This window comes from Pantoea sp. E956-1 (assembly GCF_982223955.1).
On the sequence record NZ_CEUYZP010000001.1, the window covers coordinates 986,471 to 1,006,666 of the forward strand.

General features: G+C 58.3%; 11 protein-coding genes. 8 read left to right on the top strand and 3 right to left on the bottom strand.

Annotated features, from left to right (window positions below):
- Positions 1-8: 8 nt before the first annotated feature.
- On the bottom strand, positions 9-650 hold the full coding sequence (udk, locus tag AC0T7J_RS04910) for a uridine kinase (protein ID WP_004571279.1): 642 nt from the start codon (positions 648-650) through the stop codon (positions 9-11).
- 283 nt (positions 651-933) lie between these two features.
- On the opposite strand from udk, the gene AC0T7J_RS04915 reads away from it, so the two are divergent.
- From AC0T7J_RS04915 to yegD, 3 genes are all read left to right on the top strand, one after another.
- Positions 934-1,548, top strand: coding sequence for a phosphatase PAP2 family protein (locus AC0T7J_RS04915; RefSeq protein ID WP_473792547.1), 615 nt, complete (start codon positions 934-936; stop codon positions 1,546-1,548).
- A 163-nt stretch (positions 1,549-1,711) separates the two neighbouring features.
- On the top strand, positions 1,712-5,047 hold the full coding sequence (locus AC0T7J_RS04920) for a diguanylate cyclase (protein WP_473792549.1): 3,336 nt from the start codon (positions 1,712-1,714) through the stop codon (positions 5,045-5,047).
- 75 nt (positions 5,048-5,122) lie between these two features.
- The gene (yegD, locus tag AC0T7J_RS04925) at positions 5,123-6,475 is read left to right on the top strand and encodes a molecular chaperone (protein WP_031591370.1); all 1,353 of its coding nucleotides are present in this window, start codon (positions 5,123-5,125) and stop codon (positions 6,473-6,475) included.
- A gap of 690 nt (positions 6,476-7,165) precedes the next feature.
- On the opposite strand, the gene AC0T7J_RS04930 is transcribed toward yegD, so the two are convergent.
- Both AC0T7J_RS04930 and AC0T7J_RS04935 read right to left on the bottom strand, forming a co-directional pair.
- Complete coding sequence (locus tag AC0T7J_RS04930) at positions 7,166-8,509, bottom strand: carbohydrate porin (protein WP_473792551.1); 1,344 nt, start codon at positions 8,507-8,509, stop codon at positions 7,166-7,168.
- Positions 8,510-8,718: 209 nt separating this feature from the next.
- Positions 8,719-9,678: an aldo/keto reductase gene (locus AC0T7J_RS04935; RefSeq protein ID WP_473792553.1), complete on the bottom strand. Its 960-nt coding sequence runs from the start codon at positions 9,676-9,678 to the stop codon at positions 8,719-8,721.
- 240 nt (positions 9,679-9,918) lie between these two features.
- Here AC0T7J_RS04935 and AC0T7J_RS04940 point away from each other — a divergent pair, with 240 nt between their 5' ends.
- From AC0T7J_RS04940 to baeS, 5 genes are read left to right on the top strand one after another with little or no spacing between them, the layout of a single operon-like run.
- The gene (locus AC0T7J_RS04940; protein WP_473792555.1) at positions 9,919-11,157 is read left to right on the top strand and encodes an MdtA/MuxA family multidrug efflux RND transporter periplasmic adaptor subunit; all 1,239 of its coding nucleotides are present in this window, start codon (positions 9,919-9,921) and stop codon (positions 11,155-11,157) included.
- The gene (locus AC0T7J_RS04945; protein ID WP_473792557.1) at positions 11,157-14,279 is read left to right on the top strand and encodes an MdtB/MuxB family multidrug efflux RND transporter permease subunit; all 3,123 of its coding nucleotides are present in this window, start codon (positions 11,157-11,159) and stop codon (positions 14,277-14,279) included. The genes AC0T7J_RS04940 and AC0T7J_RS04945 overlap by 1 nt, the downstream gene beginning before the upstream one ends.
- Positions 14,276-17,350, top strand: coding sequence for a multidrug efflux RND transporter permease subunit MdtC (mdtC, locus tag AC0T7J_RS04950; protein WP_473792559.1), 3,075 nt, complete (start codon positions 14,276-14,278; stop codon positions 17,348-17,350). Before AC0T7J_RS04945 ends, mdtC begins: the two co-directional genes overlap by 4 nt.
- 51 nt (positions 17,351-17,401) lie before the next feature.
- On the top strand, positions 17,402-18,808 hold the full coding sequence (mdtD, locus tag AC0T7J_RS04955; protein WP_473792561.1) for a multidrug transporter subunit MdtD: 1,407 nt from the start codon (positions 17,402-17,404) through the stop codon (positions 18,806-18,808).
- Positions 18,805-20,193: an envelope stress sensor histidine kinase BaeS gene (baeS, locus tag AC0T7J_RS04960; protein ID WP_473792562.1), complete on the top strand. Its 1,389-nt coding sequence runs from the start codon at positions 18,805-18,807 to the stop codon at positions 20,191-20,193. Before mdtD ends, baeS begins: the two co-directional genes overlap by 4 nt.
- The last annotated feature ends 3 nt before the right edge of the window (positions 20,194-20,196 follow it).

A 20,196-nucleotide genomic window follows, 5' to 3' on the forward strand; every position in this document is an offset into this window, starting at 1 on the left:
GACGGGCGTTATTCAAAAAACTGGTTGATTTTCGCCTTAAGAATATCGATGGCGATACGGTTTTTTCCGCCGCGCGGCACAATGATATCGGCGTACTGTTTTGATGGCTCGATAAACTGCAGGAACATCGGACGCACGGTCTTCTGATACTGACTCATTACCGAATCCATTGAGCGGCCACGCTCGTTGACGTCACGTTTCATACGGCGCATCAGACAGATGTCGAGTGGCGTGTCCACGAAGATTGAGAAGTTGAGTTCCTGACGCAGACGGGCGTCGGTTAACAGCAGAATGCCTTCAAGGATGATGACCTTTTTTGCCTTCAGATGTTGCGTTTGCTGGGTGCGGGTGTGCTCAACATAGCTGTAGACCGGCAACTCAATGTCCTGACCGGCTTTCACCGCCTGCAGATGCTGCAACAGCAAATCATGATCCATCGCGCTCGGATGGTCATAATTGGTTTTAACCCTCTCTTCCATGGTGAGGTGACTTTGATCTTTGTAATAAGCATCTTCCGGGATGACCCCGATGTGCTCGTCACCTACCTGATCACGGATTTCACGATAGAGCGTGCTGGCAATTAAACTTTTACCGGATGCGGAAGCGCCGGCAATGCCTACAATCACGCACTGATGAGACTTGTCAGTCATACTTTTTTAAGACCTGATAACTGGAGCCTGCCACTGGTCACACATTACGCGGGCAGCGGACGGGCCGAAATGGAGAGGGTATGTTCGCGCTAAGTATAGGGATTTCGGCCTTTTGATGCCAGAGAAATGGCGTCAGCGACTTTTCAGACTTTCTCCTTTGGACGCCACTCATTTCACCGATAAACTAACGGCACACCATACTATAAAAAAAATGGCCTGCGCGGCGCGCTGTTCAGACAACGCGTGTCGCTAACGTGACGACCGAAGATGCATCAGGAGTAGTATGCACTGGAAGACTTTGACCTATTTTGGCGACAGCATGCTGTTGATACCAACAGCCGTGATTATTGCGCTGATTTTGCCGTGGAAGAGTGATAATCGTCATACGGTCTTTTACTGGATTGTGGCATTTGGCCTGGCTGGCCTGACCGTCAGCATCTCTAAAATTCTGTTTCTGGGGTTTGGCATTGGCAGCGCACGCTTTAATTTTACCGGTTTCAGCGGCCATAGCGCCATGTCCGCCACGCTGTGGCCGGTCATGCTGTGGCTGATTTCCGGACGCTGGTCAGCGATGTGGCGCATCGGGGCGATTGGGGTCGGCTATCTCATTCCCCTGATGGTCGGTTTCTCCCGCCTGGTGATCCACGCACACTCGAAAAGTGAGGTCGTCACTGGTCTGCTGCTGGGCTTCACGCTGAGCACGGCGTTTCTGATCTCCCAGCGCCGCACCTCACTCAAAGGTTTCAGCTGGCCGCAGGTGGGTGCTGCGCTGTTAGTGCCGTTTGTATTGATGAGTCACGGTCGCGTTGCGACCACGCAGCAGTTCCTGGAGCGTTTCGCCGCCAGCCTCGCAGGCATGGAGAAACCTTATACCCGCGCCGATCTTTTTCGCCAGTAATCAACGGGCTGGCAATCAATGTTACCGTGCCCGTCAATCCGCCGAATAACGGGCAATATTGATTTCACCCCTTGTTTTTTTGCCGGATGTGCTAGCATGCAGTAAGAGAATGACTGGTGCCTGATTCGCCGTTGCGGAGCGCTGCACCCTGCCGGAAGTCCGCATGACGATAGAGATCCTGTCCCCGCAAAATAGCACGCCAAACCGCTGGTTCTCGGCGCTGATCCTTGGCTGTGTGGTGTTTGTCCTGACACTATTCTGTCTTGAACTGATCGTCGTCAGCGGGAAAATCTCCCCGCTCTGGTTTCCGACTACGTTAATGACCGTCGTGGTTTTTCGCTGCCCGTCACGCCAGCTACCGTTGCTGCTGACGGCGTGCGTACTCGGCACCGCCGCGGCTAACGCCATCATCATCGGGCCGGCCCTTTCTAACATTAAATTCGCCCTGCTCAATCTTATCCAGGCTGGTGTGGGTGGAATGTTGCTGCGCGCCCTGCTGGACCGGCGCGCGCCGCTGGATTCGCTGCATGACTGGGCACGGATGGTGCTGTCAGTCGGCATCGTGACGCCGGTGCTCGGCGGCCTGCTGGCGCTCTGGACACTGCAGGTCAGCGGCCACGCCTCGTTTCCTTTCTTTTATACCTGGGTGATCTCCGAGATTATCGGCATGCTGGTGTTAGGCCCGATGCTGTTACTGCTGCCCTGGCCGCTGCGTCGGGCGGTATTCAGCGATCTGCGACTGGCCGAATCTCTGCTGACACTGCTTCTTACCCTGGGGGCCAGTTATCTGGCACTGCGCTTTTTACCGTGGCCCTTTACCTTTATTGTGGTGATCCTGTTCTGGTGCGCGGTTCGCCTGCCCAAGCTGCAGGCGTTTGTGCTGTTCTTCCTGAACGCCAGTTTTATCTCGATACTGCTCGCTTTTGACCTGGTCAGCGTGGTGAACAACAACACCGCGCTGGGTCCGGTCTCCAGCTGGCTGCCTTTTCTGCTGGTGTTAATTCCCAGTCATATTATGTCGCTGGTGATGGATGCTTTCCGGCGCGAAAAGCTCCATATCACTGACAGTGAAACCCGCTTCCGTCACGCTATGGAGTATTCCGCCATCGGAATGGCGCTGGTGGCACCGCACGGTAGCTGGCTGCAGGTCAACCGCTCGCTGTGCCAGATTCTGGGCTACCCGGCTGAGGAGCTGAAGCGACTGACTTTTCAGCAGATCACCCATCCCGACGATCTCAGCCTCGATCTGCAACAGGTGAGCCGACTGCTGGCGGGTGAAATTGATACCTACACCCTGGAAAAGCGTTATTTCCGTAAAGATGGCGAGATTGTCTGGACGCGACTGACGGTATCGCTGGTTCGCGACGGCAGCTATGCCCCGCTCTACTTTATTTCGCAGATTATCGATATCTCTGAGCTGAAACAGAGTGAGCAGGTGAATCGCCGGCTGATGGAGCGTATTACGCTGGCCAACGAAGCGGGCGGCATTGGCGTGTGGGAGTGGAACCTGCTGACCGGCGAGATGTTATGGGACAAGCGCATGTACGGTCTGTTTGGCCTTGCCCCGCATGAGTCGCCCAGCTATGACCTCTGGATCCATCTGCTGCATCCCGCCGATCGCGAGTATGCCGCATTAACGGTGCAACAGGCGATTGAGCTTCGCAGCGCGTTTCATATGGAGTACCGCGTGATTGATGACCAGGGGCATCACTGGGTGCGCACGCAGGCCAACCGGCTGCTGAGTAAAGAGGGGCGCATTGAGCGCATGCTGGGCATCTGTCAGGACATCACACCGCTCCGCAATCTTAATGAGGCGCTGTTTCAGGAGAAAGAGCGCATGGCGATCACCCTGGATTCCATCGGCGAAGCGGTCATCAGCACCGATAAAGAGATGCGCGTTGCCTTTATGAACCCGGTGGCGGAGAAAATGAGTGGCTGGTCACAGGAGCAGGCCGCCGGTCAGCCGCTGAGTGAGCTGCTGCATATCACGCAGGGACGTAACGGCCCTGAGGTAGAGAATTTGCTGTTACGCCAGCTGCCGCCGGAAAAAGTCACCCCCGGTCTCGCTGAAGATCTGGTGCTGCATACCCCGGATGGCGGCCATATCGATATTCACTACAGCATCACACCGCTGCGTTCTGAAGCAGGTCTGGAACAGGGCGCAGTGATGGTTATTCAGGATGTGAGTGAGTCACGCAAACTGATGAAGCACCTGAGCTACAGCGCGCTGCATGACACCCTGACCCGTCTGCCTAACCGCGCCAGTTTCGAACTTCAGCTTAAGCGTCTGCTGTTTGATGCCGCAGAACATCAGCATCAGCATGTGCTGGTGTTTATCGACCTTGATAAGTTTAAAGCGGTCAATGACAGTGCCGGGCATGCTGCAGGCGATGCGTTACTGCGCGAACTCTCCGATCTGATGCAGCACCCTCTGCGCAGCAGCGATTTCCTTGCGCGACTGGGCGGCGATGAGTTCGCACTACTGATGCCCGATTGCGATATCGGACAGGCGCATGATGTGGTGCAGCGCATTGTCGCCGCGGTCAATGATTACCGGTTCCAGTGGCTGGGACGCCTCTATCAGGTCGGTGCCAGCGCGGGCGTGACGCAGATTTCAGCAGAAAACTGTCAGAGCAGCGACGTGCTTTCGCAGGCGGACATCGCCTGTTACAACGCCAAACGCAGCGGGCGCGGACGGCTGGTGGTCTACGAACAGCATCGCTTACCGCTGTCGGGCAGCCATCAGGGCATGGATGCGGCGATGATTGATGCGCTGCAGATCGAACTGCCCGCCTGGGCCGTTGCCCCGCCAAAAACGCCGCAGGCAGCCTTTATCTGGCTGCTTGAGGTGCAGTTGTTAACCGCTCACGGGTTGCTGCTGGATGAGACACTACTGCGCAATAACCTGCCTGATGAAACGCTGCGTCGCCGGCTGGATAACAACATTCTTGAGGTTTTTTTCCGCCACGACGTGCAGCGGCTCAGTAAAAAAGGCATCCCGGTGATTCTGCCGCTTAACGCCCAGGTGCTGACTGATGCCGCCTTTGTGCAGCAACTCTGCCAGCGCTTTGTTGCTGCCGGTCTCTCCAGCAGCGGCTGTGGTTTTGCCTTCCCTGCCGCCAGCGTGCTGAGCCTGGGCGATCAGCTCTACGCCGCACTGCTGCAACTGCGTCAGTGCGGCTGCCGCATCGTATTACAGCATTTTGGCCGTAATCTGGAGGCTTTCAATCTGCTGAGTGACGAGGTGGTCGATTATCTGGTGCTGGCACCTGAACTGGTTGCCAACGTTCACAATAATCTGATGGATGAGATGCTGCTGACCATCATTCAGGGCCAGGCAACACAGCGCAATATCTCGGTGCTGGCCGGTCCGGTTTCGGTACCGGCCCTGCTCAGCGCCCTCGCGACCCTTGAGGTTAATGGCGTCTGGGGCAGTGCCGTCGCCGGGCGCCAGCCATTGCGTTCACTGGCTGAAGATCACATCTTCGCGATCCGTTAATTCCGGCGCTGCCCGCTTGCCACCCTGCTGAAGCTGCGCTAAAGTCGCCCCCTTTTTTCCGGCATGGGGGCGAAAATGTTCATAGGATTCGATTACGGCACGGCTAACTGCTCTATTGCGGTCAGCGAAAATGGCACGCCACGTCTGTTAACGCTGGAAAATGATCAGCGCCTGCTGCCATCGATGATCTGTGCGCCGACCCGCGAGTCGATCAGCGAATGGCTCTATCGTCATCATCAGGTCGCGACGCCTGACAGCGAAACCACCGCGCTGCTGCAGCGCGCGCTGCGATATAACCGCGAAGAAGATATCGAGGTCCAGCCCAATAGCGTGCAGTTTGGCCTTACCGCGCTGCAGCACTATATGGTCGATCCCGAAGATGTCTGGTTCGTCAAATCCCCCAAATCGTTCCTCGGTGCTACTGGCCTGAAGCCACAGCAGATTGCCCTGTTTGAAGATCTGGTCTGCGCCATGATGCTGCACATCCGCAAACAGGGTGAAAGCCAGCTTGATCAGGCTATCGATCAGGCGGTGATTGGACGCCCGGTCAACTTCCAGGGTTTAGGCAGTGAAGAGTCTAACCAGCAGGCAGAAGGTATTCTGCTGCGCGCCGCACACCGCGCCGGTTTCCGCGACGTGGAGTTCCAGTTCGAACCGGTAGCGGCCGGACTCGATTTCGAAGCCACGCTGCAGCAGGAGACGCGGGTACTGGTGGTGGATATTGGCGGTGGTACTACTGACTGCTCGATGTTGCTGATGGGACCGAAGTGGCGTGATAAAGCGGACCGCCGTGAAAGTCTGCTGGGCCACAGCGGTTGCCGCGTTGGCGGTAACGACCTGGACATCATGCTGACGTTTAAGACCCTGATGCCGCTGCTCGGTCTGGGCGGTAATACCCAGAAAGGCACCGCCCTGCCTGCGCTGCCGTGGTGGAATGCGATCGCCATCAATGATGTTCCGGCACAAAGCGACTTTTACAGTCCCGCCTGCGGAAAGTGGCTGCGGGATTTAGTGCGGGATGCGGAACAGGGTGACGTCGTGGCTCGCCTGCTGAAAGTATGGCAGCAGAAGCTCAGTTATCGCCTGGTGCGCGCAGCGGAAGAGAGCAAGATTGCGCTGTCAGCCAGCCCGGCGCATACCGCTTCCCTGGATTTTATTGCCGCCGCATTAGAGACCGAGATTGGGGTGGATCAGCTGCAGGACGCCATCAGTCAGCCGCTGGAGAAAATTCTGGAACAGGTGCAACTGGCATTGGCCACCAGCCAGATTAAGCCCGATGTGATTTACCTCACCGGCGGCAGTGCGCGTTCGCCGTTGCTGCGCGCGGCGCTGCAGCAGACGCTGCCGGATACACCGATTGCGGGCGGTGATGATTTCGCCTCCGTCACCGCAGGGCTGGCCCGCTGGGCGGAAGTGATGTTCCGCTAGGCTTGCACTGCAATAGCAAAAACGGCACCTGAGGGTGTAATGCTGATCGATTAAGATTAGATTTGTAAAGGCTGTCACGGTCAAACGTGGCAGCCTTTTTTCCGGGCGAGCGAGCCGCAGTGCGGGCCAGCGCGCCTCTGCTGCTGCCCTTTTTAACAGCACGCACCAGAAGCTTCATAGCAGGCCGGTGGCGATCAGGAGCAGGCAATCCGCAGCGCTGAACAGAATGAGTCTGCCAGGAGAGCCCGCAGGACGCGGGCGAAAGGCTGGGCGGCACAGGATGTGCCATCCCCGGCGGTCCGTCAGGCAGAGGAATGAAGTGAAGGAACCGCGCAGCGGCGCGAGGACCGCCAGCCCCTGAGCGGCACCAGACTGCGTTATCACCTGTCGCTTAACTGACTGGCATTACACCGGTGAGTACCGTTTTTTTGCGGAGAGTGCATAGGTTCAGGGAGCATACGCCTTTCGCAAAGATGCAAAAGACGCTGTCCCTGGCATGCTCAACGCGGGCGATTACGCACCTCATCCCTGAGGTGCGCCCGTAGCCGGGCCAACGCTTTGCGTTGTTCAAAAACGCTCCCGACGTTTTTATCCGGGCGGCATGATGCTTTGCTACAGGCGTATCCTCCCATCGCTTTGAACTTCTGAGCCGTCTGTCCGGCACATTCAGGTGCCTTCCTTCACAAAGGATCAGAAGGCGATGTTGGCGCTGATACCCCCGATAAACGCATCTTTCACTTCACTGACTGCGCCCGGCGCAACCACATACTGCAGGTTAGGTCGCAGTGACATCCAGTTGGTTACTTTGGCGTTGTAGTAAACCTCATAGTTGTACTCTGAACCTTCCTGAATCGGCAGATAGGTCGGGCTGTCAAAGCGGCTCTCACCATTAGCCTGATTCTGCTGACGCAGCGAGCGGGTATAGTCGCTGTTCACATGAACACGTGACGCGCCCACGCCGATCTCATCCTGAGGACGGGCATCAAACGGGCCTGTCCAGGTAAACGCAATAGACTGGTAGTTGTCGGTCTTTGAGGTCTTGTGATCGTTCATCACCGCCTGTACCCGCACGCCCAGACCGCGATTCACATCGCCATCCTGCGCGGTCAGCTGTTGCTGTAACAGCAGATAGCCGCCATAGGAATGGGCCTGATCCTGATAGCCGCCGTTGCGCCAGCTGCCATAGACATCGCCATCCACCGAGGAATAGTAGTAGCCGATACGGTAGTTACCCGGTAATTTCTCCGGCCCGAAGGTCGGTTTCCAGCCCAGTTCGACCGGCACCAGATTCCCTTCTGAATTGCTGGTATCCAGACGGAAGCCATCACCGCGATCGTAGTTAGCGCGGTTCTGATTATAGAAACCGACCTGGAAGAAAACGTCCGGCGTGAGATTGAATTTCACCCGGCCGCCCCACTGAGACACTGGCCAGTTGAACCAGCGATCGCCGCGCCAGTTACCCGCCTGCCCGCTGCCCAGCGCCAGGTTCTGGAACAGATTGCCATCGAAGTTATCGAAGTCTTCCCCCACCGTCACCCGCCCGGCTTTCACATCGACCACATCGTTAAACAATCCTTTGCGCAACCAGAACTGCGTCAGACGCCAGGTCTGGCCGCGACCGTAAACTTCCTGCACTGAGGAAAGCATACCGGTGCGTTGATCCGCGACCTGTTCAGAAAGATTCTGTCCGTTACGACTGGTCACCGTCATCTGGAACTCGGCATCCTGCCAGTCCAGCAGCTTCTGGAGATCGAAATTGGTGCCGAACGACCACTGATCGCTGTAGCGCATAGTGGTGTTGGTGTCTGCCCCGCCGCCCAGATTCGCGGCGCTTTCCATGGTGTAGTTAACGTCAAACTTAATGCCGTCCTCCTGCAGCTGCGTTCGGTAACCGCCCCAGTCACCAAACATCCATTCGGAGTCCGGGCTCAGGGCGTCAGCGGCCAGTGCCTGCGCGGAGAACATGGCCAGGATCAGGGTGCCGGTTGCCACACGGCGCAGCGGGAAACGCTGCTCTGCTTTTCTGTTTTTCATCTTGCTTATTCTTATGTAAGTTACGGAAAATGACGCGCAGAGGATAGTGCTGGATACCCTCTGTTTTTTGTAAATACGTGCGCATAATTACCCGTAACATCCGTTTATTAACGCATTTGTGATCGGGATCGCTGATTGGTTATTCTCTGGGCGGGGGGTCTGTTTTTTGACAGGTGCAGCGTAAAAAGGGGCGCTATCGCCCCTTGTGTTTACTGGCTTGCCTGATTCAGTTGTTCAATCTGCGCCGGGGTCAGCGTCAGCTGCATTGCGCCAGTCAGATCGTCGAGCTGTTTCAGCGAGGTGGCACTGACAATCGGTGCGGTAATACCGGGACGGGCGATCAGCCAGGCCAGCGCCACCTGCGTCGGCGTCACCTGATGCGCTTCGCTGATAGCATCCAGCGCGTCGAGGATCCGCAAACCGCGCGGGTTAAGGTATTTATCTACCACACCCTGACCGCGCGCGCTTTTACCCGCATCCGCCGCCTCGCGGTATTTGCCACTGAGAAAGCCGCTGGCGAGTGAATAGTAGTTAATAACGCCCAGACCCTGCGCCATCACCACCGGCTCCAGCTCCGACTCATAGGGCTGGCGGTCATAAAGGTTATATTCAGGTTGCAGGGTTTCATAGCGTGCCAGCCCCTGCGTTTCACTGACCTGTAACGCCTCCTGCAGCCGTGCCGCGCTGTAATTGGAGGCACCGATCGCCCGCACTTTGCCCTCTTTGATCAGGCTGTCAAAGGCGCTCAGCGTTTCCGCCAGCGGCGTATCCTGATCGTCGCGGTGCGCCTGGTAGAGATCGATATAGTCGGTCTGCAACCGGCGCAGTGAATCTTCAACGGCCTGACGGATATATTGTGGTTTCAGTCCGGTTTTCTCCGGCGACAATTCCATGCCAACCTTGGTTGCCAGCACGATCTGGTCGCGTTTGCCGCTTTTTTTCAGCCATTCACCCATAATGGTTTCCGATTCACCGCCTTTATTACCCGGTGCCCAGCGGGAATAGACGTCGGCGGTATCGATAAACCACAAGCCTCGATCAACCAGCGCATCCAGCAGAGAAAAGGAAGTGGTTTGATCCACTGTCCAGCCAAACACGTTGCCGCCAAACGTCAGCAACGGCACCGCAATACCACTGTCACCCAACTGCCGGGTTTGATTCTGACTCATTTCCTGTTCCTTATTTGCCTGAAAAAACCGCCTGTCTTTCAGCATAGCAAAGTGATTTCACGGCTTTATGACGATTGTGATGCGATTAATGAAAGAACAGGCATAATTACCCCGCCCTGACAGATATCCTTATTTCCTTCAACTTCTGCCCGTCAGAGGCGGCTACACTCTGTCGTTTGCAGGCTACCCATTTTATGCCTGCGCCTGGGACTACGTCACTGCTGGAGAGCACCAACAATCATGAGCACCCGACATCCTGTTATGAAGAAAACCCTTATCGTGCTGGCCCTGATCGCCGTGGTCGCTGGCGGCTATTATGCCTGGCAGCGCCATGCCCAGCCCCAGAGCAGCCGTCAGAGTGACGCACCTGCGCCACGTGGCGGCAAAGGCGGCGGTGACGGCGCCCGTCGTCCCCTCGCGCCGGTTCAGGCCGCTACGGCCACCAGCCAGAGCGTGCCGCACTATCTGAGCGGACTGGGTACGGTGACCGCAGCTAACACGGCCACGGTGCGCAGCCGGGTCAATGGCGATCTGCTGGCAATCCACTTTACCGAAGGCCAGCAGGTGGAAGCGGGCGAGCTACTGGCAGAAGTCGACCCGCGGCCTTATCAGGTGGCGTTAACGCAGGCGCAGGGCCAGCTGGCGAAAGATCAGGCGACGCTGGCCAACGCCCGTCGTGACCTGGCGCGCTTCGAGAAGCTGGCAAAAACCTCGCTGGTGTCGCAACAGGAGCTGGATACCCAGCGTTCACTGGTCAGTGAAACGCTCGGCACGCTGAAAGCGGATGAGGGAAGCGTCGCCAGTGCGCAGCTCAATCTTACCTACAGCCGGATCACCGCGCCGATTGCCGGCCGGGTCGGGCTGAAACAGGTGGACATCGGCAACTACGTCACCAGCGGCGACACCACCGGTATCGTGGTGATCACCCAGACGCACCCGATTGATGTGGTTTTTACCCTTGCTGAGAACAGCATCAGTTCGATTCTCAAGGCGCAGAAAAGCGGTGAGCCGCTGCTGGTAGAGGCCTGGGATCGCAGTAATCAGAATCTGATCGCCAGCGGCAAACTGCTGAGCCTCGATAACCAGATTGATGTCACCACCGGCACTATTAAAGTTAAAGCGCGTTTTGATAATCAGGACGACACGCTGTTCCCCAATCAGTTTGTGAATGTGCGGCTGAAGGTCAATACCCTGCAGGATGCGATTGTGATCCCACCTGCCGCGCTGCAGATGGGCAACGAAGGTAACTTTGTCTGGGTGGTTAACAGTGACAACAAGGTCAGCAAGAAAAGCGTGATTGCCGGCTTGCAGGATAGCGAGAAAGTGGTAGTCAGCGCCGGTCTGGAAGCGGGTGAACGCGTCGTGACCGATGGGCTGGATCGCCTGACGGAAGGCGCCAAAGTCGAGGTGGTCGCGCCACAGAGCAACGCACCGCGCGCTACCCGCGCCGCCCTGCCGTCAAAAGGAGAGCGTGAGTAATGCAGGTCATGCCTCCCGATCACAGTGGCGGACCGTCACGCCAGTTTATCCTGCGGCCGGTCGCCACCACGCTGTTGATGATTGCGATCCTGCTGGCCGGCGTGCTGGGCTACCGCTTCCTGCCGGTCTCGGCGCTGCCCGAAGTCGACTATCCGACCATCCAGGTCGTCACGCTCTATCCGGGTGCCAGCCCGGATGTGGTCACCTCTTCCATCACCGCCCCGCTTGAGCGCCAGTTTGGTCAGATGTCTGGCCTGAAACAGATGGCGTCGCAAAGCTCCGGCGGTGCCTCGGTGGTGACGCTGCAGTTCCAGCTGACGCTGCCGCTGGATGTGGCAGAGCAGGAGGTGCAGGCTGCCATTAACTCCGCCACTAACCTGCTGCCCAACGACCTGCCTAATCCGCCGGTCTACAGCAAAGTGAATCCTGCCGATCCGCCCATCATGACCCTTGCCGTCACCACCAGCAGCATGCCGCTGACGCAGGTGCAGGACATGGTGGAAACGCGGGTCGCGCAGAAAATTTCTCAGGTCAGCGGCGTCGGGCTGGTCACGCTATCGGGCGGTCAGCGTCCGGCGGTGCGGGTGAAAATGAATGCGCAGGCGCTGGCTGCGCTGGGTCTGACCAGCGAAACGGTGCGGACCGCCATCAGCAATGCCAACGTTAACTCTGCCAAAGGCAGCCTGGATGGTCCGACCCGCTCAGTTACCCTGTCAGCCAATGATCAGATGAAATCAGCGGAAGATTATCGTCAGTTGATCATCAGCTACAAAAACGGCGCACCGGTGCGTCTTGGTGACGTGGCGACCATAGAACAGGGCGCAGAAAACAGCTGGCTCGGTGCCTGGGCCAACCGCGATGCGGCGATTGTGCTCAACGTTCAGCGTCAGCCGGGTGCCAATATCATCGCCACAGCAGATAATATCCGTGCCATGTTGCCCGCTCTGACCGCAGCCCTGCCGAAGTCGGTAGAGGTGAAACTGCTCACCGACCGCACCACCAATATTCGCGCGTCGGTCAACGACACGCAGTTTGAGCTGATGCTGGCGATGGCGCTGGTGGTGATGATTATCTATCTGTTTCTGCGCAACGTGCCCGCCACGCTGATCCCGGCGGTGGCGGTGCCCCTGTCGCTGATCGGCACCTTTGCGGCGATGTACTTCCTCGGCTTTTCAATCAACAACCTGACGCTAATGGCGCTGACCATCGCCACCGGCTTTGTGGTCGATGATGCCATCGTGGTGATTGAAAACATCTCACGCTATATCGAGAAAGGCGAAAAGCCGCTGACTGCCGCGCTGAAAGGGGCCGGCGAGATCGGCTTTACCATCATCTCCCTTACCTTCTCGCTGATTGCCGTGCTGATTCCGCTGCTGTTTATGGGCGACGTGATTGGCCGTCTGTTCCGCGAATTTGCCGTGACGCTGGCGGTGGCGATTCTGATTTCAGCGGTGGTGTCACTTACCCTGACGCCGATGATGTGCGCCAGGATGCTGAGCGTGGAGTCACTGCGTAAACAGAACCGCTTTTCGCGGGCCAGCGAAGCGATGTTTGATCGTATCGTGGCCGCCTATGGCCGCGGCCTCAAACGGGTACTCAAACATCCCTGGCTCACGCTGTCGGTGGCGCTTGGCACCCTGGTGCTGACGCTGGTGCTGTGGATGATCATCCCGAAAGGCTTTTTCCCGCAGCAGGACAACAGCATTATTCAGGGTACGCTGCAGGCACCGCAGTCGGTCTCCTATGCCAGCATGGCGCAGCGCACCCGTGACGTCGCCTCCATCATCATGAAAGATCCGGCGGTAGAGAGCATGACCTCGTTTGTTGGCGTGGATGGCACCAATGCCTCGCTGAACAGCGCGCGTCTGCAGATCAACCTCAAACCACTGGATCAACGCGACGACCGCATTCCTGCCATTCAGCAGCGCCTGCAACAGCAGGTCAGTGAAGTGCCGGGCGTGCAACTGTGGTTGCAGGCGGTGCAGGATCTCACCATCGATACCCAGGCGAGTCGCACGCCCTATCAGTTCACGCTGCAATCGGGTTCACTGTCTTCGCTCAGCACCTGGGTTCCGGCATTGCTGACCCGGCTCAGCACCCTGCCACAGCTGCGCGATGTCAGCAGTGACTGGCAGGATCAGGGGCTGGAAGCCTATGTCAAAGTAGACCGCGACAGCGCCAGCCGCCTCGGCATCAGCATGGCGGATGTCGATAACGCGCTGTACAACGCTTTTGGTCAGCGGCTCATCTCCACCATTTATACCCAGGCGAACCAGTATCGGGTGGTGCTGGAGCAGGACAATAGTGCCACTCCAGGCATGGAGAGCCTGGAGGCGATCCGCCTTAACAGCAGCGACGGCGGCAGCGTACCGCTGAGCGCCATTGCCCGCATTGAACAGCGTAATACGCCGCTCAGCATTAATCATCTTGACCAGTTCCCGTCGGCGACCTTCTCCTTCAACGTGGCTGACGGCTATTCACTGGAAGATGCGGTGAAAGCGGTGTCGCAGGCTGAAGCCGAGCTTGGCATGCCCGCAGAGCTGATGACGCAGTTCCAGGGCAGTACGCTGGCGTTTGAAGCGGCGCTGAGCAGCACCGTCTGGCTGATTGTGGCGGCCATTGTGGCGATGTACATCGTGCTGGGCGTGCTTTATGAGAGCTTTATTCACCCCATCACGATTCTCTCAACGCTGCCCACGGCGGGTGTCGGCGCGCTGCTGGCGCTGATGCTCAGCGGCAATGAGCTGGATATCGTGGCGATTATCGGCATCATCCTGCTGATCGGCATCGTGAAAAAGAACGCCATCATGATGATCGACTTTGCGCTGGCGGCCGAGCGTGAACAGGGTATGAAGCCTGTTGATGCCATCTATCAGGCCTGCCTGCTGCGCTTCCGCCCGATTCTGATGACCACGCTGGCCGCCCTGCTTGGCGCGCTGCCGCTGATGCTCAGTACCGGCGTCGGTGCTGAACTGCGTCATCCGCTAGGGATAGCCATGGTCGGCGGGCTGATTCTGAGCCAGGTGCTGACCCTGTTTACCACCCCGGTGATCTACCTGCTGTTTGATCGACTGGCGCACGCCACCCGCCGCCACTTTGCCCGCACGGAGGCCGCTGAGTGAAGTTCTTTGCCCTGTTCATCAACCGGCCCGTCGCCACCACCCTGCTGACCCTGGCCATCGCACTGGCGGGCATGCTGGGTTTTCGCCTGCTGCCGGTAGCGCCGCTGCCGCAGGTTGATTTTCCGGTGATCGTTATTTCGGCTTCGCTGCCGGGTGCCGCACCGGAGATCATGGCGTCGTCGGTGGCCACGCCGCTGGAGCGTTCGCTGGGACGCATCGCGGGCGTCAGTGAAATGACCTCAACCAGTTCGCTGGGCAGCACCCGTATCATTCTGGTGTTTGATTTTGATCGCGACATCAACGGAGCCGCGCGCGATGTCCAGGCCGCGATTAACGCGGCGCAAAGCCTGCTGCCTACCGGGATGCCGTCGCGCCCGACCTATCGCAAAGTGAACCCTTCAGATGCGCCGATTATGATCATGACGCTGACCTCGGATACCTATAATCCGGGCCAGCTTTACGATTACGCCTCGACCCAACTGGCGCAGAAACTGTCGCAGATAGAGGGCGTGGGCGACGTTACCGTAGGCGGCAGCTCGCTGCCTGCGGTACGCGTGGCACTGAATCCACAGGCGCTGTTTAATCAGGGCGTGTCGCTGGATGCGGTGCGCACCGCCATTTCCAACGCCAATCAGCGACGGCCACAGGGTGCACTGGATGATTCGCAGCAGCGCTGGCAGTTGCGTACCAATGACGCGCTGCAGACCGCCAGTGAGTATCAGCCGCTGATAGTGCATTACAACAACGGTGCGGCGGTCAGGCTGTCGGACGTGGCGACCGTCGAGGATTCGGTTCAGGACGTGCGCAACGCCGGGATGTCGCGCGGTAAACCGGCGGTGCTGCTGCTGATCCGCAAAACCCCTGAAGCTAACGTCATCGATACGGTAGACCGGATCCGCGCCGAAATGCCGCTGCTGCATGAGGTGATCCCCGCCGCCATCGATCTGCAGATTGCTCAGGACCGCTCACCCACTATTCGCGCTTCGCTGCATGAGGTGGAGCAGTCACTGATCATCGCCGTGGCGCTGGTGATTCTGGTGGTGTTTGTGTTCCTGCGCTCGGGCCGTGCCACGCTGATCCCCGCCGTCGCGGTGCCGGTTTCGTTGATCGGCACCTTCGCCGCGATGTACCTGTGCGGCTTCAGCCTCAACAACCTGTCGCTGATGGCGCTGACCATTGCCACCGGCTTTGTGGTGGATGATGCGATTGTGGTGCTGGAGAACATTGCCCGCCACGTGGAAGCGGGCATGAAACCGCTGGACGCCGCACTGAAAGGAGTGCGGGAAGTTGGCTTTACCGTGCTGTCGATGAGCCTGTCGCTGATTGCGGTGTTCCTGCCGCTGCTGATGATTGGCGGGCTGATTGGTCGCTTCTTCTCTGAATTTTCCATTACGCTGTCAGTATCGATCATCATCTCGCTGTTTATCTCGGTGACCCTGACGCCGGTGATGTGCGCATATCTGCTGAAGCCGCACGCGCCGCGCAGCCAGCCGCGTCGGCGCGGCGCGGGTCGGCTGCTGATGGCGCTCCAGCAGGGCTATGGTCGTTCGCTTGCCGTGGTACTGAACCATGCGCGCTGGGTGATGGTGCTGTTTTTCGCCACCATTGCCCTGACCGGCTGGCTGTTTGTTCATATTCCGAAAACCTTTATGCCCGAGCAGGATACCGGACGCCTTTCCGGTTTCATCTCTGCCGACCAGAGCATTTCGTTTCAGGCAATGCGCAGTAAACTGCAGGATTTTATGGAGATTGTCGGGGCCGATCCGGCGGTGGAGAGCGTGGTCGGCTTTACCGGCGGGATGCGCACCAACAGTGGCTCGATGTTTATCTCACTGAAGCCGCTGTCGGAGCGGAAAGAGAGCGCAACAGAGATTATCGCCCGGCTGCGCACTAAACTGGCAAAAGAGCCTGGGGCCAGTCTCTATCTGAATGCGGTGCAGGATCTGCGTGCGGGCGGTCGGGAATCGAATGCAGCTTATCAATATTCACTGCTGTCGGACGATCTCAGCGCGCTGCGGACGTGGGAACCGAAAATCCGCGCAGCGTTCTCCGCCCTGCCGCAGCTGGCGGATGTGAACTCCGATCAGCAGGATAAAGGCAGTGAGATGGCGCTGACCTATGACCGCGAAAGCATGGCGCGGCTTGGCATCGACGTTTCTCAGGCTAATGACTTGCTGAATAACGCCTTTGGTCAGCGTCAGATCTCCACCATCTACCAGCCGCTTAATCAGTACAAAGTGGTGATGGAGGTCGATCCACGTTACACCCAGGATATCAGCGCCCTGTCGCAGATGTTTGTGATAAACAGCGAAGGCAAAGCGATTCCGCTGTCGTGGTTCGCCCACTGGCAGCCTGCTAATGCGCCGCTGTCGGTGAGCCACGAAGGGCTGTCGGCCGCCTCGACCATCTCGTTCAACCTGCCTGAAGGCGTGTCGCTGTCGCAGGCGTCGGAGGCGATTGAACGCACCATGACGGCGATTGGCGTGCCCTCCAGCGTGCGCGGCAGCTTTGCCGGTACGGCGCAGGTATTTGAGCAGTCGCAAAGCAGCCAGCTCTGGCTGATGCTGGCGGCGATTGCGGCAGTCTATATTGTGCTGGGGATCCTCTATGAGAGCTATGTGCATCCGCTGACGATTCTCTCTACCCTGCCCTCAGCGGGTGTCGGCGCGCTGCTGGCGCTGGAACTGTTCGATACGCCCTTCAGCCTGATTGCGCTAATCGGTATTCTGCTGCTGATCGGTATCGTGAAAAAGAACGCCATCATGATGGTCGATTTTGCGCTGGAGGCAGAGCGCAACGGCCAGCTCAGTGCGCGGGAGGCGATTTTCCAGGCCTGCCTGCTGCGCTTCCGGCCGATTATGATGACGACGCTGGCGGCGCTGTTTGGCGCGCTGCCGCTGGTGCTGACCAGCGGCGACGGCGCAGAACTGCGTCAGCCGCTGGGGATTACCATTGCCGGCGGGCTGGTGATGAGCCAGTTGCTGACGCTCTACACTACGCCGGTAGTCTATTTAATGATGGATAAGTTGCGCCGTAAAAAACGCCCGCTGGCCGCCGCGCAGCAGCCGTAACAGGTATGGCGGCAGCAGGCATCGGACGTGACGCCTTTATCGGGGGGATCGATGACTACGCAAAGCACTAATGTCCGCTGGCAACTGTGGATTGTTGCCATCGGCTTCTTTATGCAGACGCTGGATACCACCATCGTGAATACCGCGATCCCGTCGATGGCACACGATCTGGGTGTCAGCCCGCTGCACATGCACTCGGTCATCGTCTATTACGTGCTGACGGTGGCGGTGATGCTGCCGGTCAGCGGCTGGCTGGCCGACCGCTTTGGCGTGCGCAACATTTTCTTCTGCGCGATTGTGCTGTTTAGCCTGGGATCACTGCTGTGCGCCCTCTCCGCCACGCTGGATCAGCTGGTGCTGTCGCGGGTGGTTCAGGGGATGGGGGGTGCCATGATGGTGCCGGTAGGTCGCCTGACGGTGATGAAAATTGTGCCGCGCGAGCAATATATGTCCGCCATGACGTTTGTCACTCTGCCCGGCCAGATCGGCCCGCTGCTGGGTCCGGCGCTGGGCGGTGTGCTGGTGGAGTACGCCAGCTGGCACTGGATCTTTCTGATCAATATCCCGGTCGGCATCGCAGGCGCTATCGCCACCCTGATGCTGATGCCAAACTACAGCATGCAGACACGGCGCTTTGATTTCGGTGGCTTTATCCTGCTGGCCGCCGGGATGGCAACCCTGACGCTGGCGCTGGATGGTCAGCGCAGCAGTGGCGGCTCTCCGCTGCTGCTGGGTGCCATGATACTGACGGGTATGTTCTCTTTGCTGTTCTATCTGATGCATGCGCGCGGCAATGATAATGCGCTGTTCAGCCTGAAGCTGTTTGATAACCGCATCTACGCCATCGGCCTGCTCGGCAGTTTTACCGGCCGCATCGGCAGCGGCATGCTGCCCTTTATGACGCCTATCTTTCTGCAGCTCGGCATGGGTTACAGCCCGTTTCACGCCGGTCTGATGATGATTCCGATGGTGCTGGGGAATATGGGGATGAAACGCATTGTGGTGCGCATCGTCAATCTTTATGGCTACCGCAACGTGCTGGTGATGTCGACCGTGGCGCTGGCACTGGTGGTCCTGCTGTTCCCGCTGGTGGCAATTCTGGGCTGGGTCTGGCTGCTGCCGCTGGTGCTGTTTATGCAGGGCATGGTCAACGCCATTCGCTTCTCCTCAATGAATACCCTGACGCTGAAGGAGCTGCCCGATGAGCTGGCGTCCAGCGGCAACAGTCTGCTGTCGATGATTATGCAGTTGTCGATGAGTATTGGCGTTACCGTAGCCGGGCTGCTGCTGGGGGCATTTGCTCAGGAGAGCGCGGCGAACAGCGGGACAGAACACCAGATGTTTATTTATACCTACCTTTGTATGTCGCTGATTATCATCCTGCCCGCGCTGGTGTTCTGGCGCGTCCCGCCACAGGTGAGTACCAACGTTGATTTGCGACGCCGGAGAAAAAAATGAGAGTTAACCTGCGCCTGGGCATCGGCGCCAAACTGTTTATGGCGATTTTCGCCACCTGCATGCTGGTGCTGATCACCATGCACTGGGGGGTTCGCCTCAGTTTCGAACATGGTTTTGTCGACTACATTAAGCGCGGCAACGAGCAGCGGTTAAATCTGCTCAGCGATGCCCTGGCCGATCAGTATGAGCAGCACGGCAACTGGGATTTTTTGCGCCACAACGATCGGCTGGTGTTCACCATGCTGCGCTCGCTGGAGCAGAATCCCGACAGCAGCAGTCAGCTGCCGCCGCACGGCTGGCGCACCCAGTTCTGGATCCTCGACCAGCAATATAAAGTGCTGGCCGGGCCAAAATCGCCGGTGCCACCCGAAGGCACCCGACGCAACATCACCACCAGCAATAATAAAGTGGTTGGCTGGGTGATCGGCTCGCCGCCGGAGCGGCTGACCCGCAGCACCGACATTAACTTTGATCAGCAGCAGCGGCGCACCAGCTGGATTATCGTGGGGCTGTCCACGCTACTGGCGGCGCTGGCGACCTGGCTGATGGCGCGCGGCCTGCTGGCTCCGGTCAAACGACTGGTCGACGGCACCCATCATCTGGCGGCCGGTAATTTTGCCACCCGCGTTGAGGTCAGCAGCCGGGATGAGCTGGGCCAGCTGGCCAGGGACTTTAACCTCCTTGCCAGCTCGCTGGAGAAAAATGAGAGCATGCGCCGCGCTTTTATGGCTGATATCTCCCATGAGTTACGCACCCCACTGGCGATCCTGCGCGGTGAACTGGAAGCGATGCAGGATGGAGTCCGCAAACTGACGCCGGAAGCGATCGCCTCGCTGCAGAGCGAGGTGGTGGTGCTGACCAAGCTGGTCGACGATCTGCATCAGTTGTCGCTGTCGGATGAGGGCGCTCTTGCCTACCGCAAACAGGCAACCGATCTGGTGCAACTGCTGGAAGTGACGGCAGGCAGCTTTGCCGAACGCTATCGGGCACACGGCCTGGCGCTGAAACTGAATCTGCCCGATAACGCCCCCTTCTTTGGCGATCCCGACCGCCTGATGCAGTTGTTCACTAATCTGCTGGAGAACAGCCTGCGCTACACCGACAGCGGGGGCCGGGTTGAAGTGACGCTGAAGTATGAGGCGCCCCACTGGCGCATTGATTTTGATGACAGCGCACCAGGCGTCGACAGGGAACATCAGGCGCAGATTTTTGAGCGCTTCTTCCGCACCGAAGGCTCGCGCAATCGCGCCAGCGGTGGCTCAGGCCTGGGTCTGGCCATCTGTAAAAATATCGCTGACGCACATGGCGGCGATATTCATGCGACGCACTCTGATTTAGGTGGACTGAAAATCGCGCTACACTTGCGCTATGTTCCCCTTGTGTAGACG

Coding starts and splice junctions, on each gene's coding strand:
- AC0T7J_RS04940 (WP_473792555.1), top strand. CDS start 9,919: ATGAGCACCCGACATCCTGTTATGAAGAAAACCCTTATCGTGCTGGCC.
- AC0T7J_RS04915 (WP_473792547.1), top strand. CDS start 934: ATGCACTGGAAGACTTTGACCTATTTTGGCGACAGCATGCTGTTGATA.
- baeS (WP_473792562.1), top strand. CDS start 18,805: ATGAGAGTTAACCTGCGCCTGGGCATCGGCGCCAAACTGTTTATGGCG.
- AC0T7J_RS04935 (WP_473792553.1), bottom strand. CDS start 9,678: ATGAGTCAGAATCAAACCCGGCAGTTGGGTGACAGTGGTATTGCGGTG.
- AC0T7J_RS04930 (WP_473792551.1), bottom strand. CDS start 8,509: ATGAAAAACAGAAAAGCAGAGCAGCGTTTCCCGCTGCGCCGTGTGGCA.
- yegD (WP_031591370.1), top strand. CDS start 5,123: ATGTTCATAGGATTCGATTACGGCACGGCTAACTGCTCTATTGCGGTC.
- mdtD (WP_473792561.1), top strand. CDS start 17,402: ATGACTACGCAAAGCACTAATGTCCGCTGGCAACTGTGGATTGTTGCC.
- AC0T7J_RS04920 (WP_473792549.1), top strand. CDS start 1,712: ATGACGATAGAGATCCTGTCCCCGCAAAATAGCACGCCAAACCGCTGG.
- udk (WP_004571279.1), bottom strand. CDS start 650: ATGACTGACAAGTCTCATCAGTGCGTGATTGTAGGCATTGCCGGCGCT.
- AC0T7J_RS04945 (WP_473792557.1), top strand. CDS start 11,157: ATGCAGGTCATGCCTCCCGATCACAGTGGCGGACCGTCACGCCAGTTT.